Annotated in this window: 14 protein-coding genes and 1 pseudogene; all 15 read left to right on the top strand. The window is 45.1% G+C overall.

Going from position 1 to position 17,319, the window contains the following annotated elements:
• Positions 1-228: 228 nt before the first annotated feature.
• The 15 genes and pseudogenes from BN1247_RS09615 (at position 229) to BN1247_RS09550 (ending at position 17,299) form a co-directional block, all read left to right on the top strand.
• Positions 229-600 carry a Rossmann-fold NAD(P)-binding domain-containing protein gene (locus BN1247_RS09615; RefSeq protein WP_054950187.1) on the top strand — a complete coding sequence of 124 codons (372 nt, stop codon included), beginning with the start codon at positions 229-231 and terminating at the stop codon, positions 598-600.
• 587 nt (positions 601-1,187) lie between these two features.
• Positions 1,188-1,613: a hypothetical protein gene (locus BN1247_RS09610; RefSeq protein ID WP_054950186.1), complete on the top strand. Its 426-nt coding sequence runs from the start codon at positions 1,188-1,190 to the stop codon at positions 1,611-1,613.
• A 45-nt stretch (positions 1,614-1,658) separates the two neighbouring features.
• Positions 1,659-1,763: pseudogene (locus tag BN1247_RS17130) on the top strand (GH-E family nuclease); the annotation flags it as partial.
• Between the two features lie 72 nt (positions 1,764-1,835).
• Positions 1,836-2,414: a suppressor of fused domain protein gene (locus BN1247_RS09605; RefSeq protein ID WP_054950185.1), complete on the top strand. Its 579-nt coding sequence runs from the start codon at positions 1,836-1,838 to the stop codon at positions 2,412-2,414.
• A gap of 65 nt (positions 2,415-2,479) precedes the next feature.
• A complete protein-coding gene (locus tag BN1247_RS09600) occupies positions 2,480-2,821 on the top strand; it encodes a hypothetical protein (RefSeq protein WP_054950184.1) in 342 nt (113 codons plus the stop codon).
• 250 nt (positions 2,822-3,071) lie between these two features.
• The gene (locus tag BN1247_RS09595; RefSeq protein WP_054950183.1) at positions 3,072-3,641 is read left to right on the top strand and encodes a pre-toxin TG domain-containing protein; all 570 of its coding nucleotides are present in this window, start codon (positions 3,072-3,074) and stop codon (positions 3,639-3,641) included.
• A complete protein-coding gene (locus BN1247_RS09590) occupies positions 3,631-4,152 on the top strand; it encodes a hypothetical protein (RefSeq protein WP_054950182.1) in 522 nt (173 codons plus the stop codon). Before BN1247_RS09595 ends, BN1247_RS09590 begins: the two co-directional genes overlap by 11 nt.
• Positions 4,153-4,728: 576 nt before the next feature.
• Positions 4,729-5,628, top strand: coding sequence for a 3-hydroxyacyl-CoA dehydrogenase (locus tag BN1247_RS09585; RefSeq protein WP_054950181.1), 900 nt, complete (start codon positions 4,729-4,731; stop codon positions 5,626-5,628).
• Between the two features lie 297 nt (positions 5,629-5,925).
• Complete coding sequence (locus BN1247_RS09580) at positions 5,926-6,411, top strand: PTS sugar transporter subunit IIA (protein WP_054950180.1); 486 nt, start codon at positions 5,926-5,928, stop codon at positions 6,409-6,411.
• 181 nt (positions 6,412-6,592) lie between these two features.
• Entirely contained in the window at positions 6,593-7,411 is an 819-nt protein-coding gene (locus tag BN1247_RS09575) for a PRD domain-containing protein (protein WP_054950179.1), read from the top strand.
• 357 nt (positions 7,412-7,768) lie between these two features.
• The gene (gene nagE, locus BN1247_RS09570; RefSeq protein WP_054950178.1) at positions 7,769-9,274 is read left to right on the top strand and encodes an N-acetylglucosamine-specific PTS transporter subunit IIBC; all 1,506 of its coding nucleotides are present in this window, start codon (positions 7,769-7,771) and stop codon (positions 9,272-9,274) included.
• Positions 9,275-9,419: 145 nt separating this feature from the next.
• Complete coding sequence (locus BN1247_RS09565; protein WP_054950177.1) at positions 9,420-13,436, top strand: discoidin domain-containing protein; 4,017 nt, start codon at positions 9,420-9,422, stop codon at positions 13,434-13,436.
• Between the two features lie 572 nt (positions 13,437-14,008).
• Complete coding sequence (locus tag BN1247_RS09560; protein ID WP_054950176.1) at positions 14,009-15,037, top strand: serine hydrolase domain-containing protein; 1,029 nt, start codon at positions 14,009-14,011, stop codon at positions 15,035-15,037.
• Between the two features lie 434 nt (positions 15,038-15,471).
• Positions 15,472-16,410 (top strand): carbohydrate ABC transporter permease, encoded by a 939-nt coding sequence (locus tag BN1247_RS09555; RefSeq protein WP_054951595.1) that lies wholly within the window; start codon positions 15,472-15,474, stop codon positions 16,408-16,410.
• Positions 16,411-16,426: 16 nt separating this feature from the next.
• Entirely contained in the window at positions 16,427-17,299 is an 873-nt protein-coding gene (locus BN1247_RS09550; protein ID WP_054950175.1) for a carbohydrate ABC transporter permease, read from the top strand.
• Positions 17,300-17,319: the final 20 nt, after the last annotated feature.

The raw sequence follows: 17,319 nt of genomic DNA, 5'->3' as shown, positions 1-17,319 counted from the left end.
GATGATCAACGGACGCCATGCAGTCGAAAGTTGTTGCGGTGCATACATGTGACGCATCCATGCAACACACAGTTGGTGGACTAACTAGGGTTAAGCAGCCGCCCATATTTCGAAAGATTCCCTAAGTATACCCTAAATATAGTCGACGTTCGTCAGGAGAGTTGTTGATCCGGGAGTAGAGAGTCGTTCGTCACCAGAATTATAAGGTTCATACGAGGAGGAAGATCAATGTTTGCCCATGAGTTATTGTACCTATCGCAAAGCGACGTCATCCGCTGTGGCGGTATGTCGATGCGTGCGGTAATGGCTGATTTGGCACACGTGTTGGCACTGCATGTGGCGGGGGATTACGTGCTTCCGCCGAAGGTGGTGCTTCGTTGGGGCGATTTGGACAGTGAAGGGGAGCGAGGACGTATTAACGGCATGCCCGGGTATGTCGGCGGTAGAGTCAACATCGCTGGCATGAAGTGGGTCGGCAGTGCCCCGGACAAATACGGGTTGCCGCGCGCGTCGGCACTCATCGTGTTGACCGTTAGGCGGGCTGTTGTTATGCTCCCCCTAACGGATTTTTTAAAAGGGATGCAAAATGGCAACACATAAATTTAATAATCATTTTCCAATTTCCCCTTTTAAACGTTTTATGACTATAGTAAAATGTACAGCATAATCGTGAGACTACCAAGAAAACAAACACTAACCAGTTACTTAATGCGAGGAGCCATATACATAGCGCGGACTAGTAAACTCGTGATCAGCGTGATCCGTTTGATAGCGATACCAATTGGGCTTGCCACACGATCAGGCACGAGAAAGCAAGTGGTGCATTGGTACAACGAAGCACCCTCGGTTGTTGTGTGAAGAAAACCATTTGTTCAATGTTCGTTTAGCTATTTAACATTAGCACCCAGCCATAAGGAGTTGAAAACAATGTTACCGATCGGATCCCGCTTTGCCCATTTTGCCTAGCTTCAACCATTTCGAAGGTGGGAAGATCGTCAAGATCGACCAGCCGACTTCCCACCATTCTTCTGGTGAAAGTTACTTACCCGAACGCGGATCCCTACCATCAAAGCTGCGATACAAATCGTTAACTCCGCTCATTTCCCCCGCCGCATTTATGACATCTTACGCTGAAATTGACCCTCACAGACATTATAAAGGACCGCGACCGGAAGGAGAATAGAAAAATGTACTATGAACGAATTTTAAATAACGCATTTTTCGAAAGGGGGAGAAATAATGTCATTCTATGGGAAGCTCAACCGGTATCAAATGGCCAAGAGGTGAAAGTAAGGTTTATATGCAAAAATTCTCCCCGTCGACAAGGGATATGGTTAAGGACAGATCAAGGCATTGAGGTAATGGGCAATCTTTATAAGTCCATTAGTCTTTGGGAAGATACGGCACCAAAGGAATCAGTGATAAAATGTTATACTAAAAATGGACTTCTTAGTTTTTACAATATATGGGAGGGAGAGTACGGTAGGAGTTCGCAATCATATTCGTCAGGAATGTTACTTGAGCAAAAGGGTAACGAGTTGATTTATAGTTGTAATGACTACGGCTTCGATACTGATTTTGATAAGTTAGTTTTTTCTATTGGAAAATTATAGACGCCTGTGAATTATAGCATAAGTAGTCCGTTCTTCTAACAAGAATCGAGAAAGAAATTTCTGGACGAGCATAATGATCCAAATCATTATCGTCCGGAACTTCCATCATCGAATAGAAGTCATAAAGGGTATACTCAAATAAAGAATTAAAATACCCTTCATAGTATCTGAAATAGGATATTGAGCGCGCAAATAAAGACATCATCCCGGAGGAGTAAATCGATGAGCATTTCAAATGAGAGTAAGACGATTGCAAAAATGGCATCGCAGGCTTTTGGAGGTGAACTGAAAGTATACAGGTATTGGGATAATGACGATAATTCGAGTGTAGACATTTTATCTGCTGTCAATAGACCATATGAGGGGATCACATCGTTTTCGACAATCGGTTTATCGGATCACTCGATTAATTATGTCGTTGAAGAAAAACCTTTACAAATAGAGATCGTTGGAGCTTATGCTACGAAAGCCGAATATTTCCCTAACGTGTTATCAACTTGTGCTTTCAACATTATAAACTCGGGATATTCGTGCGCTCCAGGCACGATCTTTAGAGGTGTGATCAACATGTATTACAAGAATAGTGAGATGGAGCATGTTATGTTCGCGCCTCCTTTTTTATGGGATGAGTCGCTAAAGCGGATTGATTTTCCAAATAAATTGGTAGTATGGTTATTGGCAGTTCCGATTTCAGAGAAGGAGTATTTATTTGCAAAAGAAAATGGAACGGATCAATTAGAGTCTTTATTTGAGGATGAACAAATAGATATATTTGATATTGAGCGTGGTTCTGTTCTGTGATTTTTTATTTTTAATGAATTCCCATGCGGCAGAATCGGGATAATTTTAAACAGGGGATGTTGCTAATGAATTATAGCGTTTACGACGAAGACAACATACATGTTAATGTCAAGGGTATAGCGCGTGTTGAGAGGTGTGTAGCGGAATTTGATGTATGGGAATTACAAAAAACCCCCTTTTCGAAGTTTAAGGTTAAAATAATTGAATCTACTGATGGTATTTTTACGGGTTATACCAATCTTATACTAAAGAACTTAGAAGATGGTTCGCCCGATGGGGAGGCTGGTCATGGTGCAACTGTAGAAGAGGCATTGGAAAACACACTAAAATACTTCATGGAAATGCTAAATGAACGCCAGGAATTAACTGAAGACGATTTTGAATGGGCGGATCCCGACGATTTTTAGTAAATTTGGTCATGACAGGGTATGACTAAATATAGGGACGAATTCTCTATCGGAGTATTCGTCCATTTGTTTAATTCTATCATATCCTAGGTTAATTGTAACAAACTGTACGACTAACTTAAGATATGAGGTAGAGATCTCGTAACAGACTTAGCAGATTGCAAACGTTAACCAGTATTTATACGATCATGAGGTTACCCCTTTCATCCGACAAATCCGAGAGATCCACCCGATTAATGTCACGACGGAAGTGGCAGGAACCGACGGACTAACTGTCGAAGACGTCATTAACGCGGCAGGGGAAATAACTGGGGTCAACGATTTTTATCGCGCATTTGAAGGTAAGGACCCGCGTACAGGCGAAAAATTGTCCGAAGCTGAGTGGTGGGAATCCGTCGGCATGTCGCTTTTAGCGGTAATACCCCCAGCGAAATGGTTAAAGCTTGCCAAATTGGGCAAGGCGGGCCGCGGTGCTGCTGGTAGCGTTAAGCTTCTAAAAACAGCTAAAGGACTTAAAAAGGTAAAGAAAAATTTATCCCGAATTTCTAAGATGGGCGATCACCTAAAGAAGAAAGGTACGATGCCGAAGCGCAAGGTGAATGAGTCCATAAAGAAATACGCGAAACGCTTATCTTCCGTTCTTAAGCAGGCGTGGCAGAATCGACCGACCTCGCCGGATAGCCCGAGTAGGCAAGATGGGCAGCGGTTGAGGATTATTGAGAGCGGGGATACTTGGTTAAGGGATAATGGAAGAATTCCCAAGATTGGTAATAAAGAATCCTTAAAGAAATTAAAAGATGTATTAAAAAATGGAAGATAAACTAACAACATCAATTGTATTATACGGAGAAATAGAGCCATCAGATACCCAGTCATGGTTGAATTTTTATAACTATTGCATCGATTTGGCTGCTTCAATAAATTTTCCTCCAAATTATTTAGGGATATCGGGGGAATCATTTCGTAGTGGGAAAATATTGACTATAAACAGAGCCGAAAAAAGACTTCTAAAATCTCTTGAAAGGAAGGAGGAGATTAATTCGTTAGAGATTTATAGTCTTCCTGAAGATTTTACAACGGCTGCATTTGATTATAATGTGTATATTTGTAGAGAAAGCGATGATGACCCTACTTATTTAATGTTGACCTTTCCGAGTGAGTCCTTTGACAAGGTGTATACCCCGGAATTATTAAGTCAGCTAAAGAATTTTGTAGATTTCCAGGGGGGACAAGTATTTAAAATGTCTAACTTGGAGAGTCCGCTTTTTTATGCGTCTAAAGCAAATCCACCCTCTGTATTTAAAACTCTTGAAGTGATTCGCGAGTTTTAAATAGATACATTTTACTGTTGGCTCTAGTTCTTGGCAGAAAACGTGGCCACAGATAGCGGGTCTTATTTAATGCCGTGCCACGTACCAGAGTCCTTACCCTTAGTCACACAAATCACGTTCTTTTTTCCGGATCCATAAAGATGGTAACGATAGTTTTATCGAACTGTCCCTTTAATACTTCGAGAGTGACAGCGACATTTGCAATTGTTTAATTTTCATCTAAGAAGCTCTTTTTTTTCGTGCTGTTAGTGATTGGTCTTTCCAACTATATATCATAAAATAACAATTATTTGAAATTATTTCATATCATGTGGCCATAAGGTCAAAAGTGTGACAAACTGCGTAAGTATTGCAGGGAAGACGGTAGAGTAGATCTCCAGTGTCTTGACAGAGACATATACAACAATTTAAGCTAAAAATACGTTTACCTTTCTAAAATTAACAGGAAAAGGAAACGTATTAACTATATTCGCGTGGTTCTATTCACCGGACACGTGGTTTTATTCACCGAACACGTGGTTCTATTCACCGGAACAGCACAAGCACACACCAAAAAGTATAAGGGGGAAAATTCCCATGGACTACAAACATGTTACTGTTGCCGGCAGCGGTGTGTTAGGCAGTCAAATTGCGTTTCAAACGGCTTTCAAAGGATTCGATGTTACTGTATACGACATTAATGACGAAGCGTTGCTAGGTGCTAAAGAAAGAATTAACCGATTGAAGCACCCTTATGAAAAAGATTTAGGAGCGACCGAAGAAGAACTCGACGCGGCCTACAATCGGATCTCCTTCAGTAGCGATTTGGCAAAATCGGTTGCAGAAGCAGATCTCGTCATTGAAGCGATTCCGGAAGTTGTGCAAATTAAGAAGGATTTTTACACAAAACTAGGGAAATTAGCGCCGGAAAAGACCGTTTTTGCCACAAACTCTTCGACGTTACTGCCGAGCCAATTTGCGGAGGCGACAGGTCGACCGGAAAAGTTTTTGGCGTTACATTTCGCGAACAATATTTGGGTCAACAATACGGCTGAAGTAATGAAACACCCGGGAACGGATATGAACGTGTTTGACGACGTGATGGCATTTTCCCGGGCGATCGGCATGGTTGCCTTGCCGTTGTACAAAGAGCAGTCCGGTTATATATTGAATTCGTTACTAGTTCCCTTGTTGGAATCTGCGCAGCTGCTGTTGTTGCGCGAGGTTTCTGACCCGGAGACGATCGATAAGACGTGGATGATCGCCACGGGGGCTCCGTTCGGTCCGTTTGGTATTTTGGACATTGTCGGTATCGAGACCGCATATAATATCGTGCAGGCCAAGGCGAAGGCGACAGGTAATGAAGAGTTTGCAAAACTGGCTGAGTTAATGAAGACGGAGTACATCGACCAAGGGAAGCTCGGCCGGGAAACAGGAGAAGGATTTTATACCTACCCGAACCCGAGTTTTGCCCAGCCAGACTTTTTGAAAAACTAGATCATACAATATACTGCCCACTCGGCGCGGATCAATTCGCTGAACGAGTTAACAAATATGGCGAAACGAGCAAGAAGCCGCAATGAGGTTGCTTTTTCGGTTAGTGAATGCTATGCTTGATTTAACAACATCATATTGCATCACATGTTACTGACTTGATCAGGCATGGTGGTAAATGAGAAGGTCTTAAGCGCCTTTTCTTTCCCGCCATGCCTTTTTTAATTGCCAATCCAATCGGATCACGACACCATAAGTTTCGTGTGACACCGACGAATGAAACGAGAGGAGCTAAGAGACATGTTATTCAATCTGTTTAAAAAGGAAACCCTAAAAATATATGCGCCAGTTAACGGAGAGGTTATTCCGCTCGAGGAAGTGCCCGATCCCGTCTTCAGTCAAAAAATGATGGGCGAAGGCGTTGCTGTCATTCCAGAAGGTGGCGACATATGCGCCCCAGTCGACGGGACCGTCATTTTAGTCGCGGACACGCAGCACGCGATCGGCATTCGTAGCAAGGACGGCACGGAAGTTCTCGTTCACGTCGGTTTAGAGACGGTCGCTTTAGAAGGAAAAGGGTTTGACGTCCTCGTACAGAAGGGCGATGACGTTTCTGCCGGACAGCGACTGATGGCCGTCGATTGGGAATATATTCGTACAAACGCGGAAAGCACCATTACGCCGATCGTCATTACGAATGGCCAAGAGACTGGTAAGCAGTACACGTTTACCGGGGACAAGAAAGGTGTCGCGGGCGAGACGGTTATTGCAACTTCTGCCAAATAGTGCATCGCTTAGAGCAGTCAGGAATGGGCAGTTAGCAACAGAACAGAGGAAAATGAGCAGTTAGCAATATGAATAGTTAACAATAGGAACAGTTTTGGAATGTAAAAGGTTACGTGAGCAACAATCGTACGACTGAACGTCGGTGGCGTTTAGCGTACAGCAAAAAAAGGTGGTGGTTCCAATGAAAATAAAGAAGATCTTGAATAACAACGCGGTCGTCGTCATGGACGGTGATCAGGAGAAAATTGCCATTGGAGCCGGAATTGCGTTTAACAAACGAAAAAATGACGTCGTTAGCGCACACAAAATCGAAAAGATTTTCGTCATGCGGGAGAACGAGAAGCTGCAGCAACTTTTGAGCCGCATCCCGGTTGAGCATTTTACGATTTCGGAAGAAATTATTTCGTATGCTGAGGAGACGCTCGGAACGAAGCTGTCGGAACATATCCACCTTGTGCTCACGGACCACCTTTCCTTTGCAATTGAACGAGAAAAGCAAGGTATTAGTCTAAAAAATAAGTTGTTACACGAAATTAAAATTTTATACAAAAAGGAATTCGAGATTGGGCTATGGGCGATTCGGCACATCGAAGAAAAGTGTCGCGTCGCCATGCCGGTCGATGAAGCGGCTTTTATCGCTCTGCACATTCATACGATGAAGCCGCAAGCGGGCGATTTTCGCGAGACGATTCGGCAGACGACGATCATTCGGGACATGGTGCAAACGATCAAGCACTTTTTGAACATTACGATTGAAGAAGACGACATTGCTTACCAGCGTCTCATTACGCATTTGCGCTTTGCCTTGGAGAGAATGAAGCATTACGAACTGCATACGCTCGACGATGAAATGATGGATATGATTAAGAAGAAATTCCCTCTTGCTTACGAGTGTGCGCTCGAAGTAAAAAAGCATCTGCTGTCAGCTTACGGCGTCGATCTGCCGGAGCAAGAGTTGGGCTATATTACGCTACACATCGAAAGATTAAGACAACCGTAAGTGACCGAAGTGACCTAAGTACACGTCCTTCGGGTACGCGAAAAGAACGCGCAAAGAACATTGCTTGGGAACATGGTGGAAATACCGTACGGAACTAATGACAGGTAAAGTGTACGGGTCGATCGCTCAGATCACGGTTAAGAACATCGTACAGAAACAACGCTTGAACACAGTACAGGGATCGATCAACACGAAGGTGGGTGAGGAACAATGTGATTTTGAAAGGGATCTCACCAAAATAGTTTGTCGTCGGACGTGCGAAAGCCAGCCACGTGTGTCGGGCTTACGACGGATAATCTTGCAATGTATCTGCTTTCCCTTATTTGTTAAAAAATTTAAAGTAGGAGGTACTTCAAAATGATGAAGTATTTTCAGCGACTCGGTCGTTCATTAATGCTGCCGGTTGCCGTTTTGCCAGCTGCGGCCGTGTTAATGGGTATCGGTTATTGGATTGACCCGTCAGGTTGGGGGTCGGGCAGTGCGTTTGCCGCGTTCATGATCAAAGCAGGGTCAGCCATTATTGACAATATCCCTATTTTGTTTGCCGTCGGGGTTGCGTTGGGGATGGCAAAAGAAAGGGACGGTTCAGCCGCACTTAGTGGTTTAGTAGCTTTCCTCGTTGTGACAACGCTTCTTTCGACTGACACCGTCGCGTTGTTGCAAGGCATTAAACCAGAAGCGGTCGATCCAGCCTTTGCAAAAATCGGTAATGCGTTTATCGGGATTCTATCTGGTATTATCGCCGCCAATATGTACAATAGGTTCAGTCATGTCAGGCTCCCGGATGCGTTAGCTTTCTTTAGCGGGAAACGACTCGTGCCGATTATGTCTTCGGTGGCGATGTTAGCCGCATCTGTCGTGCTGTTTTTCGTCTGGCCAGTCATTTATACTTGGTTAGTCACTTTCGGTACGTCGATTAGTAAACTAGGTGCCGTCGGTGCCGGGTTATACGGTTTCTTCAACCGACTGCTCATTCCGACCGGGTTACACCATGCACTTAACTCTGTCTTTTGGTTTGACGTCGCAGGCATTAACGATATCGGTAACTTCTGGGCCAATGAAGGGGTCAAAGGGATTACCGGAATGTATCAGGCCGGCTACTTCCCGATCATGATGTTTGGTTTACCTGCTGCCGCGCTGGCGATGTACCATACGGCGAAATCAAAGCGGAAAAAACAAGCAGCTTCATTAATGTTAGCGGCAGGCTTCGCGGCTTTCTTTACCGGTGTAACTGAGCCGCTCGAGTTTTCCTTCATGTTCTTAGCACCGGCCTTGTATGTCGTGCATGCCATCTTGACCGGTTTGTCCTTAGCGATCGCCGCCCTCTTTCACTGGACAGCAGGATTTGGCTTTAGCGCCGGCTTCGTCGACTTCGTGCTCAGTTCGCGATTGCCAATGGCGAACCAACCCTATATGTTAATCGTGCAAGGGCTCGTGTTTGCGGTCATCTACTACTTCCTGTTCCGCTTTCTAATCGTTAAGTTCGACCTAGCGACACCGGGGCGTGAACCAGATACCGTAGATGACAATGGGACCGTTGCAGGAGCAGGCGTAGGAGCAGGAGCCACAGCGGGTGCAGATGCAAGTCGCGCGCCAGCAGCGGGCAGTGCAACAGGTGACAAAACGGCACAACTAGCTGCAGAAATTTATGCCGCCTTGGGCGGAGATGCGAACGTCGTGTCTGTCGACAATTGTACGACGCGGCTAAGAGTTGAAGTGAACGACATGGATGCTGTCGACCAACAACAAATTAGAAACACAGGCGTACCAGGCATTAATGTTGTCGGCAAACATAGCATTCAAGTCATCGTAGGGACACAAGTGCAGTTCGTTGCCGATGAAATCATTAAGATGCGTAGTTAAGGTTTAAGAAGCAATAAGACGACGTAGGGAGCGTTAACTGTCGGTAACAGATCAGCGGCAGCCCCCGGTGACACGTGGCAATCTGTCGCAGGGGGCTAACATTGCCGCTGACCGCAAAAAAATCAATAAGTGGAGGGTGCCCACGATGAAAGTCGCACAACGGCAACACATCTTTCTCCTAGTCCTAATCGCCTGTCTCCTCGTGACGAGTGTACTCCCGGTTACAGCAGCAACAGCGAAAAATGCCGATCACACATTCCAAAGTGCCCAAGACGTTCTCGATTTCATCAGTGACAAGCAACCAGAAATTTCCCCAGACGGAAAATCCGTCATTCTACCTGCTTCTCCCGATCCGCAGTATGAAGTATCCTTATTCGGCTCAGACAATCAACAAATTATTGCGCGAGATTTAAGCTTTTACCAGCCGATTAGTGACATGAATGTAAACGTTTTATACAAAGTGACGAACAAAGGGGATAGCAAAGACGTCGCTGTATCCGCTGAGGACATTCCAGTGAAAGTGAAAGGTAAGCACAGTGCCAAATCCGGCGATAATCCCATTCCGAATGTCATCCCCGGCTTACGGGAATGGAAAGGTCATCGTGGGGAATTCAAGCTGTCTAAAAAATCCCGTCTCGTTGTCGACCGATCCGCAGCTGATTCGATCGTGGACGAAGCTAACCTCATAAGGAACTATTTTAAAAAAATGTTGGACAAGGACATTCCGGTCGCGGTTGGCGCTAAGCCAAAAAAAGGGGACATTTACTTAACGATCAACCCTTCGCAAAAGCATTTAGGGAACGAAGGATACACCCTCGACATAACGGATCAAATTGTCGTTAGTGCCCCTAAGCCTCAAGGAATCAATTACGGTGGCATGTCGATCACGCAAATTTTGTACCAATCGAAAGATAAACTAACCCTCCCGAAGGGCATCGCCCGGGACTATCCGAAGTACGAGGTACGATCCGGCATGTTGGACGTCGGTAGAATGTACATCCCGCTCCAGTATGTGCAAGAGATGGCTGAATATATGGCGTGGTTTAAACTGAATGAGCTGCAAATGCACATTAACGACTTTCGGGCGGGGGCAAACTACGAAGCCTTTCGCGTAGAAAGTAAACAGTACCCAGAAATCAATGCGAAAGACGGCTATTACCCGCAAGAAGAATACATTGTGTTTCAAAAGGAGATGAAAAAATACGGCATTGACGTCGTCACCGAAATTGATACGCCGTATCACGCGGAAAGTTTTCGAGCAGTGAACGCGGACATGATGTTGAAGCGCGGAGCGCTAGACATCACCACACCGGAAAAACGGGCTCTCGTTTACCCGTTTATCGAATCGCTCTTTGATGAGTTTCTTGGGACAAGCCCCAAGGACGAGAACCGTGTCGTGCAAAGCACGAAATTCCATATCGGAACAGACGAATACGATAAAGCGTATTCGGAACAGATGCGTCATTATACGGACCACTTCATCAACTACGTCAACGGGAAAGGTTATGAAACGAGGCTGTGGGGTTCCCTCGGAAAAAACGGTTTTGACGGCGATACACCAGTGAGCAGTGAAGCGACGATGAACATTTGGGCGCCCTACTGGTCAGACGTGAAAGAAATGTACGCGTTAGGTTACGATGTGATCAATACTGCCGGAGGCGACTTATATATCGTGCCCCTCGGCAATGCAGGTTTTCCCGATTACTTAGATATAAAGGACAAATACGATACCTGGGAGGTCAACAATTTTTGGTCCGCCTATCGAATGGGAGGAAAAGGTGGTGCGACGATGCCTTTTGCTCATCCGCAAACGAAAGGCGCTGAGTTCGCATTGTGGAACGATTTAACCGCCTACACAGGAGGGCTATCGAGCTATGACATTTTTGACCGGATGAAAGATGCCGTTATGCTCGTGTCGGAAAAAACGTGGTACGGGGAAAAAACGGCGGGGCAAACGGCCGATCAATTTATGAAACGCGTCAAAGCGGTGCAAAACAAAACGCCTTTGTCCAATCCGGCCAGGTTTGTCGAATCGAAGACGCCGATCGTGCTTAAATACGATTTTGAATCCGTGAACAAAGGGATCGTGAAAGATGTAACAAGTAACGGCTACGATGCGAAACTAAAAGGCGGCAAGATTGTCGACAGCCGCGGTGGAAAAACGTTCCAACTCGATGGGAATAGCTACTTGGAACTGCCGGTTTCGGGGATTGGGTACCCGTACAGTGTGGCCTTTGACATTAAGTTAGATGAAGGTTCCCGTGACGACGCGACACTTTTTTCCGGCAAAGATGGCGCCTTCTATTTAACTGTCGACGAGACGGGGAAGTTGGGCTACGAAAGAAATGAGCCGACATCGGAAAATAGCAAAACCAAGTTCGAAAATTATACGTTTCGTCACGATTATGCCCTTCCGGAGAACAAGTGGCATCACGTCCTGTTGATTGGTGACAACAAAGAAACCGCGTTGTACGTCGACGGGAAAAAAGTGTCAACTGCTAAGCAAGTGAACAAGTTGGGAGGGCGCGCGAATGACTCCACATCCTTCGTGTTACCTTTAGAACAAATCGGAAAAGGAGTCAAAGGTGAGATCGACAACATCACCTTAATGAATCAGGCGCTTACGAACAGCTTAAAAAAGAATGTCGCTTACCGACAAAAAGTGACTGCTTCCTCGGAATACGACCAGACGCAAAAAGTGGCACACATCACCGACGGCAATTTCGGGACTCGCTGGGGGTCGCAGTACAAAGGCATCTCCGAAGAGGAGAAAGACAATCAATGGGTGCTAGTCGAATTTGACCAACCGTATCAATTACACGAAGTGAAGCTTCACTGGGAAGCGGCGCGAGCGAAAAAGTACAAGCTACTCGTTTCCACCGACGGGGAAACGTTTGAGGAAGTGTATAACCACACGTACGATCCCGGGCACGGGCTGCTGGACACGATTCCGTTGGACGCCAATGTGAAGTATTTGAAAGTCGCGATGTCGGAAAGGGCAACTCAGTATGGCTACAGTATCTTTCAGTTAGAAGCTTTTGGCGCGGTCGACTTCAAAGATGGAGAAAAGCTAATCGACGAAGCTGAGGAATTGCTCGATCTCGTTCCGCAAGAAGCAGGTGGTGCCAAGGAAAGAGAGCAGTTAGTAGCGGCTAAAGACGAGTTAAAAACATTTTTATCCGAAGCAGATAAAGATTTATTCACTTACGACGTATTGACGGGGCAGCTCAACGACCGACTGGACGATTTTAAACGATCGATCGTCGTTCCGCGCAATGTGGCTCGCGGACAAAAAGTGACGGCCTCTTCGGAATACAACGATGCCCAAAAAGCGTCTCACCTCACGGATGGCGATTTTGGCACGCGGTGGGGATCGCAGTACAAAGGTATTTCCGAAGAAGAGAAAGACAACCAATGGGTCATGGTCGAGTTAGACGATCGGTACGATTTGGACACGGTAAAAATTTATTGGGAAACGGCCCGTGCGGAAAAATATGATGTATTCCTTTCCAATGACGGGAAAACGTTTGAAAAGGTGTATACCCACAGGCACGACCCAAAAAAAGGAAACATTGACGTGATCGGTTTGCAGGACGTCCACGCCAAGAATGCTAAGTTTTTAAAGGTGGCAATGTCTAAACGGGCGACGAAGTACGGGTACAGCATCTATGAGATTGAAGCGTACCATTTTGCCGCTGCAAAAAGGTCGATCCGAGAGGCGGAACGTTTGCTGCAAGACGTACCTGCCGAACTGGGCGGTGAGTTTGAACGGGCTGAGCTATCCGCTGCGCTGGAAGAGTTGCAAACATACTTGGCGAGGCAAGACATTGGCTTCGAGTATCACCTGTTAAACAGCCAACTGGCAAAGAAGGTCGCTTTCTTCAAGAAATCGATCGCTATGAGTGCCGATAAAATAAAGGCGAGTGTGGAGCGTTTCGAGGCGGAGGGTGAGTTTAAGAACCACGGAGCCGCGAGTGCCTTATCGGCTCACATAACCACTGTCAGTCGTTTTGAGGAAAAAGGGGAGGTAGCGAAAGTCGTCAAGCATACGAAGAAGTTTACAGAGATGCTCGACCAGCAGAAGAAAAAAGAATTGATTTCGGAGAAGGCGTATGATGCGCTGAGGGAAGATGCGGAATGGTTGCTTTTGAAGTGGCAATAAGCCCCCTTCAATTGCCTTAGGAGTCGAGTCCGATAGCAAGATCATCGGCTTATTCAAAGCCAAGCAGCTTATAAGTCAGGCAGCTTATAAGTCGGGAGATCGGAAGGCAACGGAAGAACTTCTTCGCTCGATCTCACCGCGTGATTTTGAGAAGAGGGTAGTATGGCCGGAACCGGTACGTAGAAAGTTACTTGCTTTCCGAAGTAAACATTTTCCCCGGAAAAGACGTATGATTACATCGTCAAGGTCATTATGAAAGCCGAGACGTTTAGGCGGAGGGTCGTGTAACACTACTTATGCTTGGAACTCCTCCGCCTTAGCAACTTAAAACGTCAGCGCCATTTGTTTAATCTGTTGTTCGTGTGCATTATAGATCGTCTCCGTCTGCTCTGGGTCGATATATAACCAGCTAAATTCTCTTCCTTTAGATTATTGTATACTGTGAATAAAACAACTCAATGAATAAAATGGTATGGTATAATCCGTTTATAAACTTTATATAAGGGTGACAAGTGTTAAAAATGGGGGATGGGGCATAGTGTTATGTCACTCTAATAAGATGGGGGCGATTGATGTTGCATCAAAATATTGTCGAAGAGGTTGCTAAAGTTGCTACAGATACGAATTTCTCGGGAGTAGTGCTTGTTAAAGATCATAACGAATCAATCGCGAAAGTGACGTTTGGCTATGCGAATCGTGCAGAGCGTATTTCGAACAATATAACGACTCGATTTGGTATCGCTTCCGGTTGTAAGTTATTTACGGCGATCGGGATCTGTCAGTTAGTTGAGCGAGGGATCATTTCCTTTCAAAGCCAATTAAGCGATTGTTTACATATTGAATTTCCGACCTTCGCGGGTGATGTGACGATTCATCACTTATTAACGCATAGCTCGGGTATCCCGGACTATTTTGACGAAGATGTCATGGATGATTATGAAGACTTATGGAAAGAACGGCCGATGTACGCGATCCGCAAGTTGCAAGACTTTCTGCCGCTGTTTGCCAACGCACCGATGATGTTTAAACCGGGGGAAAGGTTCCACTACAATAATGCGGGATATATCATTTTGGGATTAATTATCGAGGAGCATACAGGTCTATCGTTTTCTGATTATATTGATAAAAATGTGTTTGAACCGAGCGGAATGGCACAATCCGGGTATTTCTCGTTAGATCGGCTGCCGGGTAACACGGCACTTGGCTACATCGATGAAAAAGATGGGACATGGCGAACGAATAGTTACGCGATACCAGTCAAAGGCGGGGCAGATGGCGGCGCATTCGTCACGGCTCCGGAGATGGTGAAGTTATGGGAGGCGCTAGTCGACCGTAAGTTGCTCAGTGAAGAACTCACCGATGTTCTGTTAACGCCGCACATTCACGAGGAAGGTAACGAGTATTACGGGTATGGGGTTTGGATCAGAAAAAAAGATGATGACATCTTTAAGTACCACGTGATGGGGTATGACCCGGGGGTCAGTTTTCATTCGTCGTTTTATCCAGCGTCAGGTACGAAGTCAGTTGTCGCATCAAATAAAAGCATCGGTGCTTACAAGGTGAGCCAAACGGTAGAGGCATGCTTATTTCCCCACAAATGAGACGTGTATCCTCGTAGTCCCGCGACATGGAGAGGGGCCTCGCGCGAAAAAACGAATGGTACTAAAGGACAGTCATCGCACTGTCCTTTTTGTTATTTCGCAAAAGAAGACCGGAACCGATTGATCAAACCCATTGAGGTTAGTAGTAAAACACGGTCACTGATCGTCCTTTTTCACATCACTTTGAACGAGCTCTTCACCTAATCCATAAACAACGAAAAAAAAACCCTTTACATTGGATAGTAGTTTGTGATAATCTTTACCCAACAGCATGCTTTCAATTTATAGCAAACTTTATCACCCTTTGAAAGGGCATACATATGGAGGGATCGGGCGTACTAGCTTGTTGCAACTCGCTTCAGTCTTAGCTTAAGCGCATTTTATGTCGTTGGTACAATGGTATGAGATGTTAAAGAGAGAAAAGAAAGGTGGCTCTGTCAATGGAACCTCAACTGCAACAATCAGTTTCATCTGTTTCACGGCGAAAAAAAAGATTCTTTTCCCGTAATGATTGGAGCGGCTATTTGTTTGTCACACCCCTCTTAATCGGAGTGTTTGTCTTCGCTTTGTACCCTATGGTTGCAGCTTTACTGCTCAGTTTTCAAAATACGAACGGGGTTACGGGTACGTGGGTCGGGTTAGATAATTACAAGCTAGTTTTGGCTGACGAAGTTTTTTGGAAATCGATGTATAACACGATGTATATGGGCGTTTTCTCGGTTGCGTTAGGGATTGCTTTGTCGTTTATTTTAGCTACCTTAATTAACAGTTTGCCATGGAATAGATGCAAAAACTTTTTTAAAAGCGTTTTCTTCCTTCCGAATGTCGTGTCAGCAGTTGCGACGAGCATATTATTTTCTTTTCTTTTTTATCCCGAAGAAGGTGGCCTTTTAAACTATGCGCTCGGTTTAATTGGTATCGAACCGATCGGTTGGTTCATTGACCCGCGTTTTTCAAAAAACAGTATCGTCATGATGAGCTTATGGGGAGCACTCGGATACAATACGATTATATTTTTTGCTGCATTGCAAAGTGTGCCACGCAATTTGTACGAGGCGGCGGAAGTTGACGGTGCAGGCGGGGTAAAAAAATGGTGGTACATAACGATTCCGTATTTGCGCCCGATTTTTTTATTCATGGTCGTTATCGGGATCATCGGCGCCATGAAGCGATTTACCGATGTGTGGCTCATCGGAGGTACTGCTGGCAACCCGTCCGGTACGTTAATGACTGCGGTTCTGTATATTTATCGAAACGCATTTTTATCTTCGGAAATGGGGATTGCAACGGCAGCTTCGTATTTACTGTTCTTCATTATTTTAATTCTAACAGTCGCGATGTTAATCATCAATAAAAGGCGCCAGATGGATTGAGCGAGGAGGCACCGCTATGGAAAATGTGAAGTGTTATGTAAGAACGCCCTCGATAAGAAAAACCAGATCATTCACAAATAAATTGTTGTTAACTGTGTTATCGCTAGGTTCACTCATTATTGTTATTCCGTTTATTTGGATGGTCACGACGAGTTTCGACTGGGACGCTCGGTTGAACATACCGTACCCGATTCGTTTTTGGCCGCAGGAATTTTCGTTGCGAACATATGAAATGGCGTTTATGAACATCGACATGCTTCGTTACATGATAAACTCTACGGTCATTGCTTTCGGTGTCATTGTCGTAAGTATTGTGTCGGCGTTGCTCTCCGGTTACGCCCTATCGAAACTACATTTTAAAGGCGCGACGTTCGTACTCATTTTGGCGTTAAGTACGATGATGATCCCGTTTGAAATGACGATGATCCCGCAGTATTTACTGTTTGCCAAACTTAAATTACTCGATACGTACTGGGCGTTTTATTTGCCCGCTTTAAACTATGCGTTCGGGACTTTTCTTACCAAGCAGTTTATTGACCAACTGCCTTCGAGTTTACGCGAAGCGGCAATTATTGACGGGGCACGAGAACGTACAGTTTTTTGGCGCATTTATTTTCCGTTGTGTCAACCGATTGTTGCCACGATGATTATTTTACAGTTTTTAGCGGTATGGAACGATTTGCTCTGGCCACTACTCGTATTAAACGACCCGAGCAAATATACGATTCAATTAGGTTTAGCGATGTTTACTTACAATCAGGGACTCAACAACCTACCTTCTGTCATAATGGCGGCCACGACTGTAAGCTTGCTTCCGGTAATGATTGTTTATATCTTTTTGCAACGTTACATTGTCGAGAGCATTGCCCAAACGGGTATTAAGTACTAATGCCATGGAGGAGGTGAAAC

Origin of the sequence: Numidum massiliense, assembly GCF_001375555.1 — a bacterium.
Classification (GTDB): domain Bacteria; phylum Bacillota; class Bacilli; order Thermoactinomycetales; family Novibacillaceae; genus Numidum; species Numidum massiliense.
The sequence above is the reverse complement of the archived record's forward strand: the minus strand, read 5'-3'. Positions and strand labels throughout refer to the sequence as shown.

Bases quoted from the DNA above. Each gene is read 5' to 3' on its own strand.
- BN1247_RS09585 (WP_054950181.1), top strand. From the start codon at position 4,729: ATGGACTACAAACATGTTACTGTTGCCGGCAGCGGTGTGTTAGGCAGT.
- BN1247_RS09565 (WP_054950177.1), top strand. From the start codon at position 9,420: ATGAAAGTCGCACAACGGCAACACATCTTTCTCCTAGTCCTAATCGCC.
- BN1247_RS09590 (WP_054950182.1), top strand. From the start codon at position 3,631: ATGGAAGATAAACTAACAACATCAATTGTATTATACGGAGAAATAGAG.
- BN1247_RS09575 (WP_054950179.1), top strand. From the start codon at position 6,593: ATGAAAATAAAGAAGATCTTGAATAACAACGCGGTCGTCGTCATGGAC.
- BN1247_RS09605 (WP_054950185.1), top strand. From the start codon at position 1,836: ATGAGCATTTCAAATGAGAGTAAGACGATTGCAAAAATGGCATCGCAG.
- BN1247_RS09600 (WP_054950184.1), top strand. From the start codon at position 2,480: ATGAATTATAGCGTTTACGACGAAGACAACATACATGTTAATGTCAAG.
- BN1247_RS09610 (WP_054950186.1), top strand. From the start codon at position 1,188: ATGTACTATGAACGAATTTTAAATAACGCATTTTTCGAAAGGGGGAGA.
- nagE (WP_054950178.1), top strand. From the start codon at position 7,769: ATGATGAAGTATTTTCAGCGACTCGGTCGTTCATTAATGCTGCCGGTT.
- BN1247_RS09560 (WP_054950176.1), top strand. From the start codon at position 14,009: ATGTTGCATCAAAATATTGTCGAAGAGGTTGCTAAAGTTGCTACAGAT.
- BN1247_RS09615 (WP_054950187.1), top strand. From the start codon at position 229: ATGTTTGCCCATGAGTTATTGTACCTATCGCAAAGCGACGTCATCCGC.
- BN1247_RS09550 (WP_054950175.1), top strand. From the start codon at position 16,427: ATGGAAAATGTGAAGTGTTATGTAAGAACGCCCTCGATAAGAAAAACC.
- BN1247_RS09580 (WP_054950180.1), top strand. From the start codon at position 5,926: ATGTTATTCAATCTGTTTAAAAAGGAAACCCTAAAAATATATGCGCCA.